The organism is Streptomyces sp. PKA51, assembly GCF_057552455.1.
On sequence record NZ_BAAJPZ010000011.1, the window covers coordinates 139,744 to 158,533 of the forward strand.

At 73.7% G+C, this 18,790-nt stretch carries 15 protein-coding genes; 7 read left to right on the forward strand and 8 right to left on the reverse strand.

Annotation, left to right across the window (positions count from 1 at the left end):
- Positions 1 to 5 precede the first annotated feature (5 nt).
- Positions 6 to 1,223 (forward strand): GNAT family N-acetyltransferase, encoded by a 1,218-nt coding sequence (locus AC27L3_RS18375; protein ID WP_487235119.1) that lies wholly within the window; start codon positions 6 to 8, stop codon positions 1,221 to 1,223.
- Between the two features lie 27 nt (positions 1,224 to 1,250).
- Here the strand turns inward: AC27L3_RS18375 and AC27L3_RS18380 are convergent, their stop codons facing one another.
- Positions 1,251 to 2,420, reverse strand: a complete 1,170-nt coding sequence (locus tag AC27L3_RS18380; protein ID WP_487235120.1) for a polyprenyl synthetase family protein — start codon at positions 2,418 to 2,420, stop codon at positions 1,251 to 1,253.
- A gap of 353 nt (positions 2,421 to 2,773) precedes the next feature.
- Between AC27L3_RS18380 and AC27L3_RS18385 the strand changes: the two genes are divergently transcribed.
- From AC27L3_RS18385 to AC27L3_RS18405, 5 genes are read left to right on the forward strand one after another with little or no spacing between them, the layout of a single operon-like run.
- A complete protein-coding gene (locus tag AC27L3_RS18385) occupies positions 2,774 to 4,756 on the forward strand; it encodes a prenyltransferase/squalene oxidase repeat-containing protein (RefSeq protein ID WP_487235121.1) in 1,983 nt (660 codons plus the stop codon).
- Positions 4,746 to 5,630: an SAM-dependent methyltransferase gene (locus AC27L3_RS18390; RefSeq protein ID WP_487235122.1), complete on the forward strand. Its 885-nt coding sequence runs from the start codon at positions 4,746 to 4,748 to the stop codon at positions 5,628 to 5,630. The genes AC27L3_RS18385 and AC27L3_RS18390 overlap by 11 nt, the downstream gene beginning before the upstream one ends.
- The gene (locus tag AC27L3_RS18395) at positions 5,627 to 6,970 is read left to right on the forward strand and encodes a cytochrome P450 (protein WP_487235123.1); all 1,344 of its coding nucleotides are present in this window, start codon (positions 5,627 to 5,629) and stop codon (positions 6,968 to 6,970) included. The genes AC27L3_RS18390 and AC27L3_RS18395 overlap by 4 nt, the downstream gene beginning before the upstream one ends.
- Positions 6,967 to 8,277, forward strand: a complete 1,311-nt coding sequence (locus AC27L3_RS18400; protein WP_487235124.1) for an FAD-dependent oxidoreductase — start codon at positions 6,967 to 6,969, stop codon at positions 8,275 to 8,277. Before AC27L3_RS18395 ends, AC27L3_RS18400 begins: the two co-directional genes overlap by 4 nt.
- A complete protein-coding gene (locus tag AC27L3_RS18405; RefSeq protein WP_487235125.1) occupies positions 8,277 to 9,662 on the forward strand; it encodes an MDR family MFS transporter in 1,386 nt (461 codons plus the stop codon). The genes AC27L3_RS18400 and AC27L3_RS18405 overlap by 1 nt, the downstream gene beginning before the upstream one ends.
- 25 nt (positions 9,663 to 9,687) lie before the next feature.
- Here AC27L3_RS18405 and AC27L3_RS18410 read toward each other — a convergent pair whose 3' ends face one another.
- The 4 genes from AC27L3_RS18410 to AC27L3_RS18425 all read right to left on the reverse strand — a co-directional run bounded on the left by AC27L3_RS18410 (position 9,688) and on the right by AC27L3_RS18425 (position 13,632).
- On the reverse strand, positions 9,688 to 10,896 hold the full coding sequence (locus tag AC27L3_RS18410; RefSeq protein ID WP_487235126.1) for a PP2C family protein-serine/threonine phosphatase: 1,209 nt from the start codon (positions 10,894 to 10,896) through the stop codon (positions 9,688 to 9,690).
- 88 nt (positions 10,897 to 10,984) lie between these two features.
- Entirely contained in the window at positions 10,985 to 11,746 is a 762-nt protein-coding gene (locus AC27L3_RS18415; RefSeq protein WP_487235127.1) for a cutinase family protein, read from the reverse strand.
- A 147-nt stretch (positions 11,747 to 11,893) separates the two neighbouring features.
- Positions 11,894 to 12,583 carry a DUF6585 family protein gene (locus tag AC27L3_RS18420; RefSeq protein WP_487235128.1) on the reverse strand — a complete coding sequence of 230 codons (690 nt, stop codon included), beginning with the start codon at positions 12,581 to 12,583 and terminating at the stop codon, positions 11,894 to 11,896.
- Entirely contained in the window at positions 12,580 to 13,632 is a 1,053-nt protein-coding gene (locus tag AC27L3_RS18425) for an AfsR/SARP family transcriptional regulator (protein WP_487235129.1), read from the reverse strand. Before AC27L3_RS18425 ends, AC27L3_RS18420 begins: the two co-directional genes overlap by 4 nt.
- 161 nt (positions 13,633 to 13,793) lie before the next feature.
- Between AC27L3_RS18425 and AC27L3_RS18430 the strand changes: the two genes are divergently transcribed.
- Positions 13,794 to 16,421 (forward strand): helix-turn-helix domain-containing protein, encoded by a 2,628-nt coding sequence (locus tag AC27L3_RS18430; protein ID WP_487235130.1) that lies wholly within the window; start codon positions 13,794 to 13,796, stop codon positions 16,419 to 16,421.
- Here the strand turns inward: AC27L3_RS18430 and AC27L3_RS18435 are convergent.
- Genes AC27L3_RS18435 through AC27L3_RS18445 form a run of 3 tightly spaced genes read right to left on the reverse strand, consistent with a single transcriptional unit; the run spans position 16,363 to position 18,696 of the window.
- Positions 16,363 to 17,592, reverse strand: a complete 1,230-nt coding sequence (locus tag AC27L3_RS18435; RefSeq protein WP_487235131.1) for a beta-ketoacyl-[acyl-carrier-protein] synthase family protein — start codon at positions 17,590 to 17,592, stop codon at positions 16,363 to 16,365. The two genes, AC27L3_RS18430 and AC27L3_RS18435, sit on opposite strands and share 59 nt — an antisense overlap.
- The gene (locus AC27L3_RS18440; protein ID WP_487235132.1) at positions 17,592 to 17,861 is read right to left on the reverse strand and encodes an acyl carrier protein; all 270 of its coding nucleotides are present in this window, start codon (positions 17,859 to 17,861) and stop codon (positions 17,592 to 17,594) included. The genes AC27L3_RS18435 and AC27L3_RS18440 overlap by 1 nt, the downstream gene beginning before the upstream one ends.
- Positions 17,862 to 17,886: 25 nt before the next feature.
- Positions 17,887 to 18,696: a class I SAM-dependent methyltransferase gene (locus AC27L3_RS18445; protein ID WP_487235133.1), complete on the reverse strand. Its 810-nt coding sequence runs from the start codon at positions 18,694 to 18,696 to the stop codon at positions 17,887 to 17,889.
- Between the last annotated feature and the right edge of the window lie 94 nt (positions 18,697 to 18,790).

Sequence of the window (18,790 nt, forward strand, 5' to 3'; positions counted from 1 at the left end):
CAGTCATGGAGATCCGTGCTACGACCGACAAGGATCTCGGCGTCTTCGTCGACACGTTTCATGCCGCGTTCGGGTCCTTCCCGGACACCCCGGCCGAGGACGGCAGCGGGGTGTGGTGGGCGGCGCTCGAAATGGACCGCTGTCTGCTCGCGGTGACCGCGGACGGGCGGCCCGTCGGAACCGCCGGGGCGCTGTCCTTCGAGCTCACCCTGCCCGGTGGGATCCTCGCCCCGGTTTCAGGGGTGACCACCGTCGGTGTCCTGCCCTCGCACCGCCGCCGCGGCGTACTGCGCGCCATGATGCGGCGTCAGCTCGGCGAGCTGCGGGCCCGGGGGGAGTTCCTGTCCGTACTGCTGGCTTCCGAGGCCACGATCTACGGCAGGTTCGGCTACGGACCGGCGACCTCCATGCAGCGGCTGACGGTGCCGCGCCACCGGGCCGCCCTCGCCGTCCCCCGGGCGGGCGGGACGGCCGGTCCGGACACCGGCTCGGTCGAGCTGCTGCGGCGTGCCGAGTGCGGCCGGATCCTGGAGGACGTCTACGACCGCTACCGCCGCGCCCAGCCCGGCGCGCTGTCCCGGCCGCACCGCTGGTGGGCCCTGGGCGCGGGGCAGCCCCCGATCTCCGCGGCGCCGCGCCATGTCGCCGTCCACCGGGACGCCGGGGGCGTCCCGGACGGGTATGCCAGCTACACGGTCGAGTCGGGCACCTTGACGGTCGACGAGGTCATCGCCGCCGATGACGCCGTCTTCACGGCCCTGGCCCGGTTCGTGCTCGGACACGACCTGGTCACCCAGGTCGTGTTCAAGCGGCTCCCGGCCGAGCACCCGCTGCGCTGGCAGCTCGCGGACTTCCGCGCAGGCCAGGTGAGCGAGCACACGGACTGGCTCTGGGTGCGGCTGCTGGACATCCCGCGTGCGCTGAGCGCACGCGGCTGGTTCGCCGACGGCGAGCTCGTCCTCGACGTCGACGACCCGTTCCTCGGCGAGCACGGCCGCTACCTGCTGACCGTCCGGGACGGCACGGCCGACTGCGTCCCGACGGACCGGGAGCCCGACCTGTCCCTGGACGTGCGCGACCTGGGCTCGATCTACCTCGGCGGCACCGCCCCCGGCACGCTCGTACGCGCCGGGCACATACGGGCCCACCACCCGGGCGCGGCCGCCCTCGCCGACGCCCTCTTCCGCCCCGACCGCGCTCCCTACTGCCTGCACTGGTTCTGACGTCGTCGCGCAGGAGCCGGGCCGGGGTCATCGCGTATCGCTTCCACGGCCGGTGCGGCTCCGGCGCGGGTCTTCGTCCCCGCACTGCGGCAGACGGGTGGCGGCGTCCGCCACGCGTGCCAGGCGGGCGGTCACTGCCGTCGGCAACCGCGCCTGCCGCAGGGCCTCGTGGGCCTGGTGGCGGCGGGTGGCGATCATCTGCTCGACTTCGTCGCGAGCGCCGGTGGCGCACAGGACGTGCCGTACGTCCAGCGCTTCCTCGTCCGTGATCCCGCCCGCGCCGACCACCGCACGCAGGACGGCACGGGCGCCCGGGTCGGCCCGCTGCCAGGCCAGGGCGAGCAGGACCGTGTGCCGCCCTTCCCGCAGGTCGTCCAGGACCGGCTTGCCGGTGGCGGCAGGGTCGCCGAAGACCCCCAGCAGGTCGTCGCGCAGCTGGAACGCCTCGCCCAAAGGCCGTGCGTAGGCGGACAGCGCCTGCAGCACGCCGTCCGTGGCCCCGGCCAGCGTCGCACCGATGCACAAAGGAACTTCGCAGGTGTAGGTGCCGGTCTTGTAGCGCGCGACGCGCAGGGCGGCATCGGCCCCCGGACTCTGCGGGATCCCCGGGCTTCCCGGTTCCGCGGAGCCCGGGGCGGTGATGTCGAGATACTGCCCGTACATCACCTGTTCCCGCATGGCGTCGATCAGCGGCAGCACGCACAGGAGCCGGTCGGGGGCGAGGCCGGCGCCGTGGAGCAGTTCGTCCGACCAGGCCAGGGCGAGGTCGCCGGCCAGGATCGCCGCACTCGTCCCCAGGTGGTCGGCGTCGGATGCGTCCCGGCCGGCTGCGTAGCGGTTCGCCAGGAGCCGGTGGAGCGACGGGCGGCCGCGGCGGGTGGACGAGCGATCCATGATGTCGTCGTGGATGAGGGCGAAGGCGTGGAAGAGCTCCAGCGAGGCGGCGGCCCGTACCACCGGGGCCGGGGCCGGCCCACCGCCGGCTGCGGCACACCAGCCCATCAGGCACAACTCGGGTCTGACGAGCTTGCCTCCGTCACAGACGAAATCACGAAGGACGTGAACGATCTCGACCGGGAGGGACTGCTCGGCGGCGTCGAAAGCCTTCGCCGCCAGGAAGTCGTCCAGACAGGCACGCACCTCTTCCCCGCTCGTCGTCGCATCCCGCAGAGAACCCGTTGCCACGGTTTCGTTCACCGATCCCCACCTCTCGACGGGCGTGACCGTGCTGACTCCTGGGTGGCGGTCCGAGGGTGCGCCCCCAGCATGTGGCGTCCCGCCATGCCCGGCCAGAAGCCTTCCGGACACGCGCACGGGGCGGCGGGGCGGGCGGTGGTGCGTGGCCCGAATCGCTCGCACACTCACCGCACGGTCAGGCGTATTTACCACCTGAGGGGATGAACGGCGGTTCCCCGTCCGGGCAAAGGGGTCATGCATCCTCTCGGGGGCGAGCCGGGACGTGCGTTCGGTGCGCAGTGCCGCGGTACACCCGGCATCGGTTCCCGCGCACGGCTCCGCACCCGCTCGCTCTCACCGAGGAGCGCCTCTCGATGAACGCCCGTGACGCCGGTCCGCACGACGTACGTGCCGCCTACGACGCCGCCTGCGCACGCCTCCTGGCACTGCAGTCCGAGGACGGGTCCTGGGAAGGCGAGATGGAGTGGAACACCACCATCCTCTCCCAGTACGTCATCGTCATGCGGGTACTGCAGCGGCCGCCCGACGAGACCACGCGGCAGGGGATGGTCACCCACTTCCGCAACACGCGTACGCAGGAGGGCGGTTGGGGCATGCACCCCGCGGCGCCGCCTTCGCCGTACGCCACCGTGCTCGCGTACGTGGCGCTGCGCCTGCTGGGCCTGGGCCCCGGTGATCCGCTGACCGCCGGCGCCATGAAGTGGCTCGGCACACAGCCGGGCGGGGCGCGGTGCGTTCCGCAGTGGGGAAGGTTCTGGCTGGCGGTGCTCGGCATCGTCCCCTACCGCGAGGTGGCCCCCTTCCCGCCCGAGGCCATGCTGCTGCCCCGGTGGGTTCCGCTCCACCCGGAACGGCTTCTGGGCTGGACCCGCATGCTCTACCAGGCCATGAGCTACCTCTACGGTGCACGGTTTTGCGCCGACCTGGGGCCGCTTGCCGGCGCACTCCGGCGCGAGCTGTTCACCACGCCTGCCATCCCACCGGCGCCCGGTCCCGACGTCGTCTTCCCGCGCGGTCGCCTCCTGCGCGCCCTCCAGCAGTGCCTGCGAGGCTGGGAGCGCGTGCACAGCCGCCGGCTGCGCCGCGCCGCCCTGGAACGCTGCCACCGTGCCGTCGTCGACGAACAGCACGCGTCGCCGGTGCACGGCCTGTCCTCGGTGAACGCGCTGATGGAGTGCCTGGTGCTGTTCGCGCACGACCGGCAGCACCCCTTGCTGGACGCGGCGGTGGCGAGGCTGGCGTACTGGCGCTGGGAGGACGAGAAGAACGGGGTGCGCATCTGCGGTGACCGCTCCACGGTGTGGGACACGTCCTTCGCCATGAGCGCACTCCTGGCCTCCGGGGAGCAACCGCAACCGGCGGTACTGCGAGCCTGCGCCTATCTCCGTACCGCTCAGATCACCACGTACCCGGGGCCGGTACCGCCCCGGCGCGCGGTGATCGGCGGCTGGGCGTTCTCCGACGGCGACAGCCGCTGGCCGGTCGGCGACTGCACGGCGGAAGCCGCCAACGCTCTGCTGGACGCACAGGGGAGCGACATCCACGGGACTCTCCCGCAGTGGTCGCTGCCCGGGGCGCTGCACGTCGTCCTCGCCCGGCAGAACCGTGACGGAGGCTTCGGCACGCTCGACCGTCAACGCGCCGGCCGGTGGTTGGAGGCACTCAACCCGACGGAGATGTTCTCCACCTGCATGGTCGACTCGTCGTCCGTGGAGTGCACCGGCTCCGCGCTCACCGCTCTGGCCCGGATGCGCGCCCATCTGCCTCCCGACGCACGACGGAGGGCGGACGAGGCGCGCGAGCGGGGCGCCGCCTTCCTGCGTTCCGCCCAGAACTCCGACGGCTCCTTCGCCGGCACGTGGGGCATCAACTACCTCTACGCGGCCTTCCACGCCGCCCGCGGCCTGCGCGCGGCGGGTGCCCGGCCCGGCGACCCGGCCCTGCGCGCCCTGGGGCACTGGCTGGCCGCGACGCAGCTGGCGGACGGGGGATGGGGCGAGGACTGGCGCAGCTGCATCGAACGCCGCTACATCGCGCTCGACCACGGACTGCCCGAGACGACCGGCTGGGCCGTGCTGGCCGGGCTGGACACGCTCGGCCCCGAACACCCCTCGGTCACCGGCGGGATCCGCTGGCTGTGCGCCGCCCAACGGCCCGACGGCTCCTGGAGCGGCGACCATGTCAACGGTGTCTTCTTCACCACCATGATGCTCACGTACCGGCTCTATTCCGCCTACTTTCCGGCGTTGGCCCTGGGCCGCTACCTCCGGGCGGTCACCCCCATCACCCCGGACTCCGCACGTCCGGCACACCACAGGGAGCGGCATGAGCACTGAGATCGATGCGACAGCACAGTTCCGGGCCCTGGTCGCCGACCCCCGACACCGCCGCGACGATTCCACCGCGATGGTGGAGCAGTACTACGCCCTGGTCGGGGACGTCTACCGGGAGAGCTGGGGCCCCTCCCAGCACATGGCCTGCTACGGCCCCGGACAGAGCCGCGAGGAGGCCACCGAGGCCCACGAGAAGGACCTGGCCGACCGCGCCGGGATCACGGCCGACTCGTACGTGCTCGACCTGTGCTCCGGTGTGGGCGGCCCCGCCTGCACCATCGCCGCCCACACCGGAGCGCGGGTGACCGGGGTCGACCTGGTGGCCGACCGGGTGCGGGAAGCGCAGGACAACGCCCGCAGGCGAGGGCTCGAGGACAGGGTCTCCTTCCGTACCGCCGACGCCACTGCCCTGCCCTTCGACGACTCGACCTTCACCGCCGCCTACAGCTTCGAAGCCCTGTGCCACGTACCGGACAAGCACCGCGCCCACCGCGAAGTCGCCCGCGTGCTGCGTGCCGGCGGGGTGTGGACCGGCTACGACTGGATGCGTGCCGCGGGGCCGCAGGCGGACGAGGTCGCCGAGACCATCTGCCGGACCCACGGCCTGGCCGCCCTGGCGACGCTGGACGAGCTCCGGCAGGGCCTCGCGGCCGCCGGTTTCACGGACATCCACGTCAGCGACGGCCGCGACCTCGGCGACTGGGCGCCGAACTGGGACCTGCTCGAGAAGCTGACCGCGGAGCTGCCGCCCCGCGACCAGCTGCCGCCCGTGCTGCGCATGATGACCGACGGCGCCCGCGCCGCGTGCGCAGGCGCCCGCAGCGGCGACTTCTTCATCGGCTACTGGCACGCGCACCGCATGCAGGAGGAGCCGTGACGGCAGCCACGGTCCGGGAACTGCCCGCCGTGCCCGGTGGCCTTCCTGTGATCGGCCACGCCCTGCCCTATCTCCGTGACCCCGGGGCATTCCTGCTGCGTCAGCACACCGCCCTGGGGGAGGCCATCGCCTTCACGGTCCTGGGCACCAAGGTCGCTTCCTTCTGCAGTCCGCAGCTCATCGCTGCCGTCCTCGGGCACGACGGCAGCGAGCTCAACCGCCAGTACATGCACTTCCGCCTCATCCCTGTCTTCGGCGAGGGGCACCTTTTCGACGAGCCCCCGGAACTCCTCGCCTGGCACAAGAAGGTCACACGTCCGGTACTGCGGCGCGAGGCCATGGCCCAGCACGTGACGATCATGTACGAACAGGTCGAGCAGTACACCGCGGCCTGGGGCCGCCGCGGGGAGGCCGACATCCTCACGGCCGCCCGCGAGGTGACCGCGCTCATGGCCGCCCACTGCCTGATCGGACCCCGGTACGCACGGGCCGTGGGGCGGGCCCTGCCCGACTTGCTGGGGCACCTGGGCACCGCGCTCCACCTGTCCTTCGCGATCGCCCCCGGGGCACCCCTGCCGGCCTATCGCCGACGGGACCGCGCCCGGGACACCCTCACCCGGACGATCAAAGAGATCGCACCCGGTGACCGTCCCCGCGGTGTCGACCACGGGCTGTTCGAGACGATCACCGGCACCCCCAGGCCGGACGGCACCACGACCGACGAGGACGCCGCTGCCGCCATCACCCTGGGCCTGTTGTTCGGCGGCTACGGCACCACCTCCACACAGTCCGCATGGACGGGCATCCTCCTGCTCCGGCACCCCCGGTGGCTGTCCGTCGTCCGCGCCGAACTGGACGCGCTCTTCGCCGATTCGGCCGCACCGAGCCTGCAACTGCTGCAGAAAATGGAGTGGCTGGGACACTGCGTGCTGGAGGCGGAACGCCTGCATCCGCCCGCCCACTCCATTCCGCGCACCGTAGCCGAGGACGTCGACATCGGCGGCCACCGGGTGCCGCGCGACCACATGGTGATCGTGTCCCCGGCGGCCGCCCACCGGCTGCCCCAGGTCTTCGACGACCCCCACCACTACGACCTCGACCGCTACGCCTGCCGTGCGGAGCACCGCGTGACGCCCAGCCCACTGATCGGCTTCGGCGGAGGACGCCATCTCTGCCCGGGCATGCCCTTCGCCCAGCAGGCGATCAAAGTCTTCTGGAGCGCCCTGCTGCGCGACTTCGACCTCGAACTCGCCGAGCCCGACGTCCGTCCGGCCCGCTTGTCGATGTTCACCCCGCCCCGCCAACCCTGCCTGCTGCGCTACCGCCGCAGGAAGCCATGAGCCGCGCCGCGTACGACGTCGCCGTCGTCGGCGCGGGACCGGCGGGCTGCGCCGCGGCCCTGGCGCATGCACGGCGCGGCCTGCGCGTGCTGCTGCTGGAGGCCGCGCGCCGGCCCCCGGCGCGGCTGGCCGGCGAGTGGATCCACCCCACCGGGCTCGACGCCCTGCACCGGTTGGGCGTCGACCTGCCGCCGGCCCGTACGACCCCCGCCCTGGGCTTCGTCCTGCACCCCGAGGACGGCGGTCCGCCCATCACGCTGCCCTGCCCCGACGGCCGGCGCGCCGCCGTCGTCCGGCACGAGGACCTGGTCACCGCCCTGCGCGCCGGGGCGTCCGCCCACCCGGGCGTCACCCTGGCCCTCGGCTGCCGCGTCCGGTCCGTCGAGCAGGCCACCGTCACGTACACCGAGGGGGCCGGCTCCCTGCGGCACGTGCGCGTGCGGCGCGTCGTCGGTGCCGAGGGGCAGAGGTCCCTCGTGCGGCGCGCGCTGCGGCCCGCCCCCGCCGCGCCGACGACCGTCTCCCGCACGGCCGGGGTACTGATCCACGGTGTGCCGCTCCCCACCGAGGGCTACGGCCATCTCTTCGCGGGCGGCCCCGGGCCCGTCCTGGCGTACCGGATCGCCCCCGGCACCGTCCGGCTGATGTTCGACGTCCCCTTGCTGCCGCTGCGCTCCGGTCCGCTGCTGACCTTCCTGTACCGGTCCTACGCCCCCCTGCTTCCGCAGGAGATGGCCGATGCCCTGCAGGACGCGCTGCGGCACGGCGGCGTCCAGTGGGCGGCCAACCGGCTGCGGCCGCGCAGCTTCCACGGCCGCGGCCCGTACGTCCTGGTGGGCGACGCCGTCGGCGCCTGCCACCCGCTCACGGCGTCCGGGCTGACCTTCGCGCTGCGGGACGCCGAATGCCTCGCCCACACCAGGAGCGTCGCCCGGCACGGCCACCGCCGGCAGGCCGCGGGCCGGGCGGGCGAACATCTCGCCGCAGCCCTGCACCGCATCTTCTGCGACCCCGGACGGACCACGGCCGAGCTGCGCCGGAGCATGTACGCCGTGCTGCGCGACAGCGCCGGCGAGCGCGAACGCATGATGCGGGTGCTGTGCGCCGAGGAACATCGGACGACGGCCCTGACCGGTGCCGTCCTGCATGTCGCCGTGCGTGCCCTGGGCGAACGCCTCGGCGGAGGCGGGGGCCACCTCACGTGGCACGCCAAGGGCCGGGCCTGCGCCGAGTATGCGGCCTGGCTGTGGTGGATGTGCCGCAATCGCACCCATCCGGAACACCCCCTGCCCCGGGACGCGTCGTGATGGTCGTCCTGCCCCTGATGCTGGCGCTGTTCGTCGCCAACCTGGACCAGACGATCGTGACGACCGCCCTGCCGTCGATCGCCGAGGACCTGCAGGGCACCACCACCGACGTCTCGTGGATCGCCACCTCCTATCTGCTGACCAGTGCCGTGACGACACTGGTCTTCGGCAGGCTCGGCGACATGTACGGACGCAAGGGGATCTTCCAGGTCTCCCTTCTGGTCTTCCTGTGCGGCTCCCTGCTCAGCGCCACCGCCGGCAGCGTGCTGCACCTCTCCCTGAGCCGTGCCCTGCAGGGCATCGGCGGCGGCAGCATCACCTCGCTCGTGATGGCCATCACCGGTGACCTGGCGGCACCGCGGCAACGAGCCCGGCACCAGGCCCTCCTGGGCATGGTGGCCGCGCTCGCCCTCGTCGCCGGGCCGCTGCTGGGCGGGGCGTTCGCCGACGGGCTGTCGTGGCGCTGGATCTTCTACGTCAACCTGCCGATCGGCGCCGTCGCCCTCGCGGCCGTCGCACTGCGGCTGCGCCTGCCACGCCCGGCGGACCCCGGCGGCCGGCCGGACGTCCTGGGGGCGCTGGTGGCGACGGTGTTCACCACGTCCGTCGTGCTCGTCACCACCTGGGGCGGGCACCGCTACGCGTGGAGCTCGCCCGTTCTTCTCGGGCTGATCGCTGTGGGGGCCGTGGCCCTGGCCCTGTACGTGGTCGTCGAGCGCCGGGCGGCCGAACCCCTCACGCCGCCCCGGCTCTTCCGCCGCCCGGTCTTCGCCCTGGCCACGGCGCAGTACCTCGTCGTCGGGACGGTGATGTTCGCCGCCATGCTCTACGTGCCGACGTTCCTGCAGCTGGTGCAGCACAAGTCGGCCTTCCGGGCCGGGCTGTACGTCATCCCGATGCTGCTCGGCATCGTGGTGGCCGCCGCCCTGTCGGGACCCGTCATCGCCAGGACCGGACGCTACAAGGCGTACCCGGTCGCGGGTGCGGTGCTGGCCGGCGGGGCGCTGGCGGTTGTCAGCCGGGCCGGGCCGCACACGGGGGCGCCGTGGCTCGTCGTCCCACTCGCGGTCGCCGGTGTGGGCCTCGGCTTCTTCGTCCAGGTCGCCCTGCTGGCGGGGCAGAACAGCGCCGGGTACCGGGACGTGGGCGCGGCAACCGCCGTACTGAACTTCTGCCGCACGCTCGGCGGTGCCTTCGGGACCGCCCTCTTCGGCGCGATCCTCGCCGCCGGGCTGCCCTCCCCGCAGCCGGGCCCGGCGCAGGCCGCGGCGGCCTTCCACACCGTCTTCGGCTGGACGGTGCCCTTCATGGTGCTCGCCCTCGTCCTGGCACTCGCGATGCGCGAGGAACCCCTGCCCGGCGGGCAGCCTCCATCGGGCGGATGAGGGCGGCGGAAACCGGCCGGGCGCGTCACCGGTGCTGCGGGCGCCATTCGAAGAGCAGGATGGTCGCGTCGTCCCGCAGGGTGTTGCGCTGGTAGTCGAGGATGGCGTGGATGAGCAGCCGCAGGACCTCCGCCGGGCGCTGGCCGGCGGAGGAGGAGCGGATGATGAAGTCGGTGAACCGGTCGAGGCCGAACTCCGTACCGTCCGTGTCGCGGGCCTCCACGACACCGTCGGTGTAGAGCAGGACGCAGTCGCCCGGTTCCAGCGTCGTCTCGTGGACTTCCCGGGTCGCCGGGGAGAGATGGTCGGCCAGGCCGATCGGCGGTTGCGGGGGACTGTCCAGTGCCCCGGCGAGCACCCGCTCGGCACGGATCAGCAGCGGCGGCGGATGACCGCAGTTGACCCAGCGCAGGACCCCGGTGACCGCGTCGAGCCGGCACAGGACACCCGTGCAGAAATGGTCGGGCAGCCACTCGGCGAGCGCCCGGTCGACGGAGTCGACGACGTCGGCCAGGTCGCCGCCGCCGCGGCGGGCGTTGCGCGCCGCCGCCATGGCGACCGACGTGGTCAGCCCGGAGGCCAGGTCGTGTCCCATGGAGTCGATGATCATCGTGTGCAGCACGTCCTTGACCACCGCGTGGTCGAAGGCGTCGCCGGCGATCTCGTACGCCGGTTCCAGGACCGCGGTCGAGACGCACCGGGCGCTGCCGATGGTGTGGGACGGCAGGAAGGCCCGCAGCATCTCGGCGGGCAACCGCATGGGCACCGTGCGGGCGCGGGCGGCGAGCCAGTCGCTGTAGGCGCGCTTGGAGGTGATCAGCATGGCGAACAGGTAGGCCAGCATCCGGCTGCGCCGCATCCGCACCCCGTCCAGCGCGGTGGTCCGCACCGCCAGCACGCCCAGCCGCTCCGCACCGTCGACCAGGGGCAGCCAGACGATGACACTGGCGTCGGCGTCGTCCACGCGCGGGGAGAGCGTGCGGTACGCCCAGCCGGCCAGCGAGCGGTCCACCGGCAGCGCTTCCATGGCCTCGTCGAGGGGGACGAGGAGCTGCTGCTGCAGGTCGACGAGGTAGATCAGCGCGGAGTCCAGGCCGAGGGCCGCGGCGCACCGGTCGGCCAGCCCCGGCAGCTCGACCGGCAGCGCCGTCTGCGCCTCGACGATCAGCTCTTCCAGCCGATTCTCGTCGATGGCGGTGTCGGGACCGGCGGACGCGCGCGATGGCTCCGGCACGGGGATCACCCCTTCCGTACCCAGTCTCACACCGATCCCGACCTCTCTCACGTCGGGAACCGCACTCGTTCCGCCGGTCGCCGAGCGGTCAGGACTCGTACCAGACGACTCCGTCGCCGCCGTCCTTGCCGATGGTCCTGGTCATGACGTCGCCGTCCTGCCAGTACTTCGGGTGCTGGGCGAAGAAGCCGAGCACGGAGGTCAGGGCCGTCGCGTCGCACACCCCGTCCGTACGGATGCAAAAGCGCTGCACCGGGATGCCGTCGAACTTCTCCGGGCCGGGGCCGGGGGAGGTGAAGCCCAGGGCGCTCCAGCCCTTGGGCAGCTTCGCCCAGATGCCGGTGCCCGGCTGCATCGGGTCGGCGTAGAGCTTGCCGTCGACCAGCGAGCGGGGGATGCCGGTGCCGCCGCCGGCTATCGCCTGGAGCACCAGGTCGGCCACCTGTGCGCCCTGGGAGTAGCCGACGAGGGTCAAACGGGCGTTCGGATCACGGCGGTGGGTGTCCTCGGCGGCGGCCAGCAGATTGCGGTAGCCCTCGCGGACGCTGGCGTCGAAGGACGGCGCGCTCGGGTCCGGGTACTGATTGCGGCCGTTGAGCCAGGGGCCGGCGCTCGCCGGGTAGCACACCGGCACCGGAATGCCGCCGTCGAGGTGCTGGTTGGCGAACCGGTAGCTGCCGGTGCAGTCCGGTGCGGGCGCCCCCGAGCCCGTACCGCCCACCTCCAGGTAGTAGTGGTGGACCGGGTCCGCGTGGGCGACGGCCGGTGCGGCGGCCGCCGTCATGACCGTGGCCGCCCCGGCGACGATCGTCTTGCGCCATCTGCGGGTCAGGGCCCGGAACAGGGACATTGCGTGCTCCTCCTGCTGCTGCTTCGGTCGAGACGACAAGGAACTGACGACAAGGAACTGACGCCACGGAACTGGCGACACGGAACTGCTGTGCAGCGCTTCGACGTTAGGGACGGGCGTTGACATCGCGATGAAATGGCCGGGAGTTCAGCGCCCGCCCTCCCGCCCGAGGTGCTCGACGAGCGCCCGCAGGACGCAGAGATTCGGGATCCGGGACAGGTCGGCGGCCAGCTCGTGCGCGGTTCCGTCGACGGTGTCGAGCACGACGGCGCCCTGCCGGACCCGCAGGTCGCGGACCTGCGGCCACCGTGCGCGCACCTCCCCGCACCCGATCTCCTCCCGGGTCAGCCGGATGCCGCCGAAGGCCAGGCGCTCGCCCCTGCCGAGCGCGGCCAGCGCCCGGGGGAGTCGGGCCCGGGTGACGCCCCGCTCGATCCCGGCCCGCCATGGCGGCACGTCGTCCTCCTCCGGCCCGTCGTGCAGCACGATCCGCTCGCCGCCGACGCCGGTGAGCGCGTGCGAGGCGGCCCCCGTCCGGAACACCGCCGTGGTGTCGTAACGGACGACGTGGATGCGGCCTTTGACGGCGACCGTCATCCCGTGCTCGTACAGGTCCAGTCGCGCCTCGTCGCGCACGTCGGCAGCGCAGGTTCCCAGGTGCCGGGCGAGGGCCAACAGGGCGCCGATCCCCTGGCCCCACAAGCCCTTCGGGGCCGCGGGGCGCACAACTCCCTGATAGGTGCCGCGCCGCCTGCCGAGGCGTTCGCGGCCGGCCGCCGCCGTGATCCTCGCCAGCAGCAGCTCCTCGGCGCGCGTGGGCCCTGCCGGGCCGGTCACCGCGCGGTTCCGCTCAGGCCGAGGCGGACGTCGTCCCCGCGCAGGATCGTGCGGTGCGTCTGCCGCAGCAACGGGCCCGGCGAGACCCCCAGCTCGTCGGCCAGCCGGCGGCGGGTGCGGGCGTAGACGCTCAGCGCGTCGGCCTGCCGGCCGCCGAGGTACAGCGCGCGCATCAGCATCGCGGCGACCGGTTCGTTCAGGGGCTGCGCCACGGCCAGCGCCGACAGCTCGGCGATCGCCTCGCAGTGCTGCCCCAGCCGCAGCTGCCAGTCGAGCTTGCGCTGGACGAGGACGACCCTGCGCTCGGTCAGCCGCAGCCGCTCCAGCTCGGCGAACGGCCCCGGCTGGCCGGCCAGGGGCTCCCCGCGGAACAGCTCCAGTGCCCGGGCGCAGGAGCGGACCGCAGCCGTCAGGTCGCCCGCGCGCTCGGCCGCGCCGGCCGCGGTGACCAGTTCCTCCATGCGGGCCACGTCCACGGCGACCACGCCGGGCAGCAGCCGGTAGCCGCTGCGGTCACGTGCGATCACCGCGTCCGGGCCGCCTGCCGTGTGCAGGGCCTTGCGCAGCCGGTAGACGTACACCGGCACCACGTTGGTGTTCGGCGGCTCCTGTCCCCACACCCCGTCGAGCAGCTCCTGCCGGCTGACCGTCCGGCCCTGGCACAGGGCCAGCGCCGCCAGGACGGCCTGCTGGCGCAGGTGCCCCAGGTCCAGGGGCTGCCCGTCGCGCCACGCCCGCAGCGGGCCGAGCACCGAGATCCGCAACCGCGGCCCGGGCCCGTGGTGGCCGGCGGGCGCGGGCCGCGGGTTCGCCGGCTGTCTGCGGGGGCCGCGGCCGGGAGCCACCAGACCGATGTCGAACGCGTGGACGATGGCGGCGGCCCGGTCGCGCAGCCCCAGCGCGGCGAGGATCCGTGCGAGGTGCCCGGCCACGGCGTCCTCGTCGAGGGCGAGGGCGGCGGCGATCTCGTCGTCCCGCAGACCGCAACCGACCGCGTAGAGGACGTCGCGCTCCTGGCGTCCGAGTGCGGTGGTCGTGGTGATCGGCATCGTGGCTCCCCGGGCTTCGGGCCGCTGTCCGCGGCGGATGCCCCGACGCTCGTCCCGTGTCCGCGCAGCGGACAGGCCATACGACCGGCCGTTTGCGGCCGGTGGCCGCGCTAGAGTCCCTCACCTGGGGAAACATCTGTGCGAGGGGGAGGCCCTGACCTGTGGCCAGTGAGTTCAGCACGCTGTTACGGCGGCTGCGGCGCGACGCGGGCATGACGCAGGAGTTGCTGGCGGAACGCGCCGGAGTGGGAGTGCGCACCATCCGGGGGCTGGAGACCGGCGAGCGTGCCGACCCCAGGGTGACCACGGTGCGGCTGCTGGCCGACGCGCTCGGGCTGGCACCGGCCGAGCGCGAGGAGCTGCTGGCGGCCGCCGTCCGCCGCAGCGGGCACGCAGCCCGCCCCGACGCCCCGCCCGTCGACGGTCCACCGGCCACCGGGCAGGCCGTTGCGGCCGGATCGGCCACGGGGCGGGTTCTTTCGCCCGGGTCGGCCGGCGGGCAGGTGCTTCCGGTGGAACCGGCCACCGGGCCGGTGCTTCCGGGGCCGGCCACGGAACGGCTGCTTCCGGGATCGGCCACGGAGCGGCTGCTTCCGGCCGCACCGGGCGCCGCTCCCCGGCCCGTCTCGCCGTTGTACGACACCCTGGCCGACGTCGCCGACCAGCTCGCCCACGCCGTCGCCGCCCGGTGGCGGCGCGAGGAGGAGCAGCGGCAGGTGCACGACCCCTACCCGCTGCCCGTGCGCTGGCGGCCGGCGTCCGACGAACTGACCGACCACTGGGCCAACATCCGCCGCCTGCCCGCCGGGGCCGCCCCGGGACCGCTGGACCTCGGCGGGCGGCTGGAGCACATCGTGGACGTCCACCGCAGGATCCCTTCGGGGCGGCTGGTGGTACTGGGCCGGCCCGGTTCCGGGAAGTCCGTCCTCACCACACGCTTCGTCCTGGACCACACCGCCTCGCGGACCCGTGCCGAGCCCGTGGCCGTGATCTTCAGCATCGGCGCGTGGGACCCCACCGCCACCACCTTCCGGGACTGGCTCACCGCACAGCTGGTCCGCGACCACCCCGGTCTCGCCGGCCCGGCGCCCGGCCGGCCGAGCCTGGCCGCCGCGCTGGTCGAGGCCGGCCGGGTGCTCCCCGTGCTGGACGGCTTCGACGAGATCGCCGCCGGGCTGCACCGCCCCGCGCTGGAGGCGCTCAACGCCACCACGCTGCCGCTGCTGCTGACGAGCCGTCCGGCCGAGTACGCCACGGCGGTCGCCGAGACCGACGTGCTCACCTCCGCCGCCGCCGTGGAGCTGACGGACCTCACCCCGGACGACCTGGCCGACTACCTGCCCCGCACCGCCCGCAAGGCCCGCGGAGGTAACGCCGCGACGACCGCCTGGGAGCCCGTGCTGAGCGCACTGCGCGCACGGCCGCGCGGCCGCGGCGCCACCCACCTCGCCGCGGTGCTGACCACCCCGCTGATGGTCACGCTCGCCCGCGCCGTCTACAGCGACACCCCGGGCCGGGACCCGGCCGCCCTGCTGGACACCGGCCGGTTCGGCGGCCCCGCCGAGCTGGAGGAGCACCTCCTCGACGCCTTCACCGCCTCCGCCTACCGCCTCCGTGCCGAGCACGGCACGGCCGGCGGCCGGCGCCGCGCCTTCGATCCGGAACGCGCCCAGTACTGGCTCGGCTATCTCGCCCACCACCTGACCCGGCTCGACACACCCGACCTGGAGTGGTGGCGGCTCGGCTCGGGGCTGGGCCGCGCCGCGCGCACCGTGGTGACCGCGCTGGTGACCGGCCTGCTCGTCGGGCTCGTCGACTGCGTCGTCGGCACCCTCTTCGACCCGCTGGGCTTCCAGGTCGTGGAAGGGCTGATGACGGGGCTGCTCGCCGCGCTGATCTGCGCCCTGGCCCACTGGTTCATGGTCGCGGGCAGGAACACGGCGGTGGCGCCGTCGGGCGTGCGCATGAGGGTGTTCGGCGGGGCCGGCCCGCCCGGGCGCACAGTCCTCCGGCGCACCGCCGTCGGCTTCCTGTGCGGGCTCGTCTTCGGCCTCGGCTACGGCTTCGAACACGGCGTGCTCAAGGGCCTCGTCTACGGCACCGGCCCCTTGAGCATGCTGTACTTCGGCCTCTACGACGCCGCGTTCTTCGGCTCCGTGTTCGCCCTGGGTGGCGGTCCCACCCTCGGCCTGCTCACCCTCCTCGCCACCCCTCTCGACATCCGCTCCGCCGTCAACCCGGCCGGCCTGCTGCGCACGAACCGCCGGACGGCCATCGCCCAGGTCCTGGTGTGGGTCCCCGCCTTCGGGCTGCTGGCCGGGGTCGGGTCCGCGGTGGCCGTGCGGCCCTTGTCGATGCTCCTGGGCCCGCTCGTCTGGAGCACCGAGGCCTCCCTCAAACTCGGCCTCATCAGCGGGCTCTGCGGTGCCCTGGGCTACGCCCTCGCCCTGACCGCCTGGGGCCAGTGGGCGGTCTTCTCCCGCATCTGGCTGCCCCTGACCGGCCGGCTGCCCTGGTCCGTGGTCGCCTTCCTGGAGGACGCCTACCGGCGGGGCGTGCTCCGCCAGAGCGGCGCGGTCTACCAGTTCCGCCACGCCCGCCTGCAGGACCACCTGGCCCGTACGTACCGGGAAAGCCGTACGTACCGGGAACGCCGCGCCCACCGGGAACGCCGCGCCGCCGGTGGTCCGCGCGGGCGGGCGGCGCCGCACCCCCTCGACGACGGTGCCGTCACGCGGACCCGAACACCACCGCCGAATTCTGACCGCCGAAACCGAAGTTCTGCTTGACGGCCACATTGATCACAGCGGACCGGCCCACGAGTGGGGTGTAGTCCAGGTCGCAGTCCGGATCGGGGTGGTCCAGATTCGCGGTGGGTGGTACGTACTTGTCCTGCATGGCCCGCAGCACGCCGACGCTCTCGATGATCCCGCACGCGCCGCACGCGTGGCCGATGACCGACTTGGGCGCGGTGATCGCCACGTCGCGCGCGTGCGGGCCGAACGCGCGCTTGATCGCCGCCGTCTCGGTCCGGTCGTTGAGCGGCGTCGAGGTCCCGTGCGCGCTGATCAGGTCCACGGCGGCGGTCTCCAGGCCGGCGTCGGCGCAGGCCAGCTCGATCGTCCCGGCCGCCACCGCGCCGTCCGGCCGGGGCGCCACGGGGTGGTGGGCGTCGCAGGTGGACGCGGCGCCCAGCACCTCGCCGTGCACGGTCGCGCCGCGCCGCAGCGCGGACCGCTCGGACTCCAGGACGAGCACGGCGGCGCCCTCGGCGGGCACCATGCCGTCGCGGTCCCGGTCGAACGGCCGGGACGCGGCCGCCGCCTGCGCCGCTGGCCGCTGCGAGAGCGCGTCCAGCAGGCAGAACGACGCCAGGGCCGGCACGTCCAGCCAGCTCTCCACCCCGCCGACCAGGACGATGTCGGCGATGCCGTCGCGCACCGCGCGCAGACCGGCCCCGATGGCGTCCGTCGAGGAGGCGCAGGCGGTGGAGAGGGTGAGCACCGGGCCGGTGATGCCCAGCTCCTGGGCGACGAGCCCGGCGGCCTGGTTGGGCAGCAGCCGCAGCAGCCCGAGCCGGTCCATGCGCGACCACCCGCTCGCGCGCAGCAGGGTCACCTGCCGCGCGGTCTCGTCGAGCCCGCCACCGCCGGTACCGACGTACAGGGCCCCCGGGGCCGTGCGCAGCCCCGCGTCCTGCCGGGCCTTCAGCGCCGCGGCGAACAGCAGCTGCTGGAAGCGCGAGGTGCGGCGGACCTGCGGGACGGACATGTACCGGCCCGGGTCGAACCCGCGGATCACCCCGCCGACCCGGCACGGCAGCGGTTCGTCGAGATCCAGCGCCGAGATCGCGGGACGCCCCGTGGCCAGGGCGTCCCACAGCTCGTCCGGTGTGTCGCCCGCGCACGACTCCACGCCGATGCCGGTCACCAGCACGCGGTTGCGCGCCGTCCTGTGCATCACCGGGCCGCCGCCATCGCGTCCACCACGTCCCCGACGGTGCGCAAGGATGCGATCCTGATGTCCGTCTCCGCCAGCTCGATGCCGAACTCCCGCTCCAGTGCGGCGATCAGCTCCAGGGCCTCCATGGAGTCCAGCCCCAGCACCGGCTGCCCGGGATCGGCGGCGTAGAACAGGGCGGAATCACGGGTGACGGCCGCTCCGGGGCCGCCCAGGTCCGGGCGGATGCCGGTGATGACCCGGGTGACGGCGTCCAGTATCTCGGTCATGGGAATTCTTCCTTTCGAACGGTGGTCAGGGCCGGGTGGCGGAGAAGTACACGCAACGCCGCGTGATGGTGAACGGGGCGCGCGCGTACTGCTTTTCCAGCGAGGCGGTGAGAAGTTCCGCGGCGGTGTGCCGGTCGACCCCGGGCAGCGCGGCCGTGGCGAACATCGGAGTCGAGCACAGCGCGGTGAGGAAACGCGGGCCGAGCGTGAATTCCCGCTCGGCGGTGGCGACATCGGTGAACCCCGCGCCGGCGAGCGCGGCCCGGTAGTCCCCGGCGGTCCTGCGCAGCCCCGCCGGCCGACCGGCGGCCGACCGGGTCAGGGGCAGCCCGCGCTCCCGGGCGGCGCGGCGGGCGCCGGCGACCAGCTCGGCGTACAGGGGGAGGTCGGCCCCCGACTCGGCGCCCGCGTAGAAGGCCGAGTTGAACACCAGGCGTCCGCCGCCCCCGAGGACCTCGCCGATCGCCTCGAGCGCCTCGGCGAGGTCCGGGACGAGATGAATGCAGTTGGCCAGCACGACGACGTCTAAGACGCCCGGGCGGAACAGCCGGGCGACGGCGGACGCGTCGCCCTCGACGAACCGCGCCCGGTCGCCCAGCCGGGCGCGCGCAGCATCCAGCAGCGCCGCGTCCGGATCGACGCCGACCAGCGACATCGCCGCGTCGCGCGCGAGCAGTTGCTCGCTGACGGCCCCGTCGCCGCACCCCAGATCGAGCACGGCCGGCCCGGAGCCCACCGGGACCAGATCGAGCAGCGCGCGGTTCAACCCGGCGTATTCCGGATCACGGCGCAGCGCCGCGTAATCCGTGGAGGGCGTGCCTGCCCGTACGTTCATGAATCGACCTCCGTCGACACGGTCATGGAAATGACGGAATGCGGAGCGAATGACGGGCGCCGACGCTAGCAGCGTGATCGGGGAGCAACAAGCG

Excerpts from the sequence above, each read along its gene's own strand:
- AC27L3_RS18375 (WP_487235119.1), top strand. The coding sequence starts at position 6 with ATGGAGATCCGTGCTACGACCGACAAGGATCTCGGCGTCTTCGTCGAC.
- AC27L3_RS18385 (WP_487235121.1), top strand. The coding sequence starts at position 2,774 with ATGAACGCCCGTGACGCCGGTCCGCACGACGTACGTGCCGCCTACGAC.
- AC27L3_RS18390 (WP_487235122.1), top strand. The coding sequence starts at position 4,746 with ATGAGCACTGAGATCGATGCGACAGCACAGTTCCGGGCCCTGGTCGCC.
- AC27L3_RS18400 (WP_487235124.1), top strand. The coding sequence starts at position 6,967 with ATGAGCCGCGCCGCGTACGACGTCGCCGTCGTCGGCGCGGGACCGGCG.
- AC27L3_RS18405 (WP_487235125.1), top strand. The coding sequence starts at position 8,277 with ATGGTCGTCCTGCCCCTGATGCTGGCGCTGTTCGTCGCCAACCTGGAC.
- AC27L3_RS18415 (WP_487235127.1), bottom strand. The coding sequence starts at position 11,746 with ATGTCCCTGTTCCGGGCCCTGACCCGCAGATGGCGCAAGACGATCGTC.
- AC27L3_RS18425 (WP_487235129.1), bottom strand. The coding sequence starts at position 13,632 with ATGCCGATCACCACGACCACCGCACTCGGACGCCAGGAGCGCGACGTC.
- AC27L3_RS18435 (WP_487235131.1), bottom strand. The coding sequence starts at position 17,592 with ATGCACAGGACGGCGCGCAACCGCGTGCTGGTGACCGGCATCGGCGTG.
- AC27L3_RS18440 (WP_487235132.1), bottom strand. The coding sequence starts at position 17,861 with ATGACCGAGATACTGGACGCCGTCACCCGGGTCATCACCGGCATCCGC.
- AC27L3_RS18445 (WP_487235133.1), bottom strand. The coding sequence starts at position 18,696 with ATGAACGTACGGGCAGGCACGCCCTCCACGGATTACGCGGCGCTGCGC.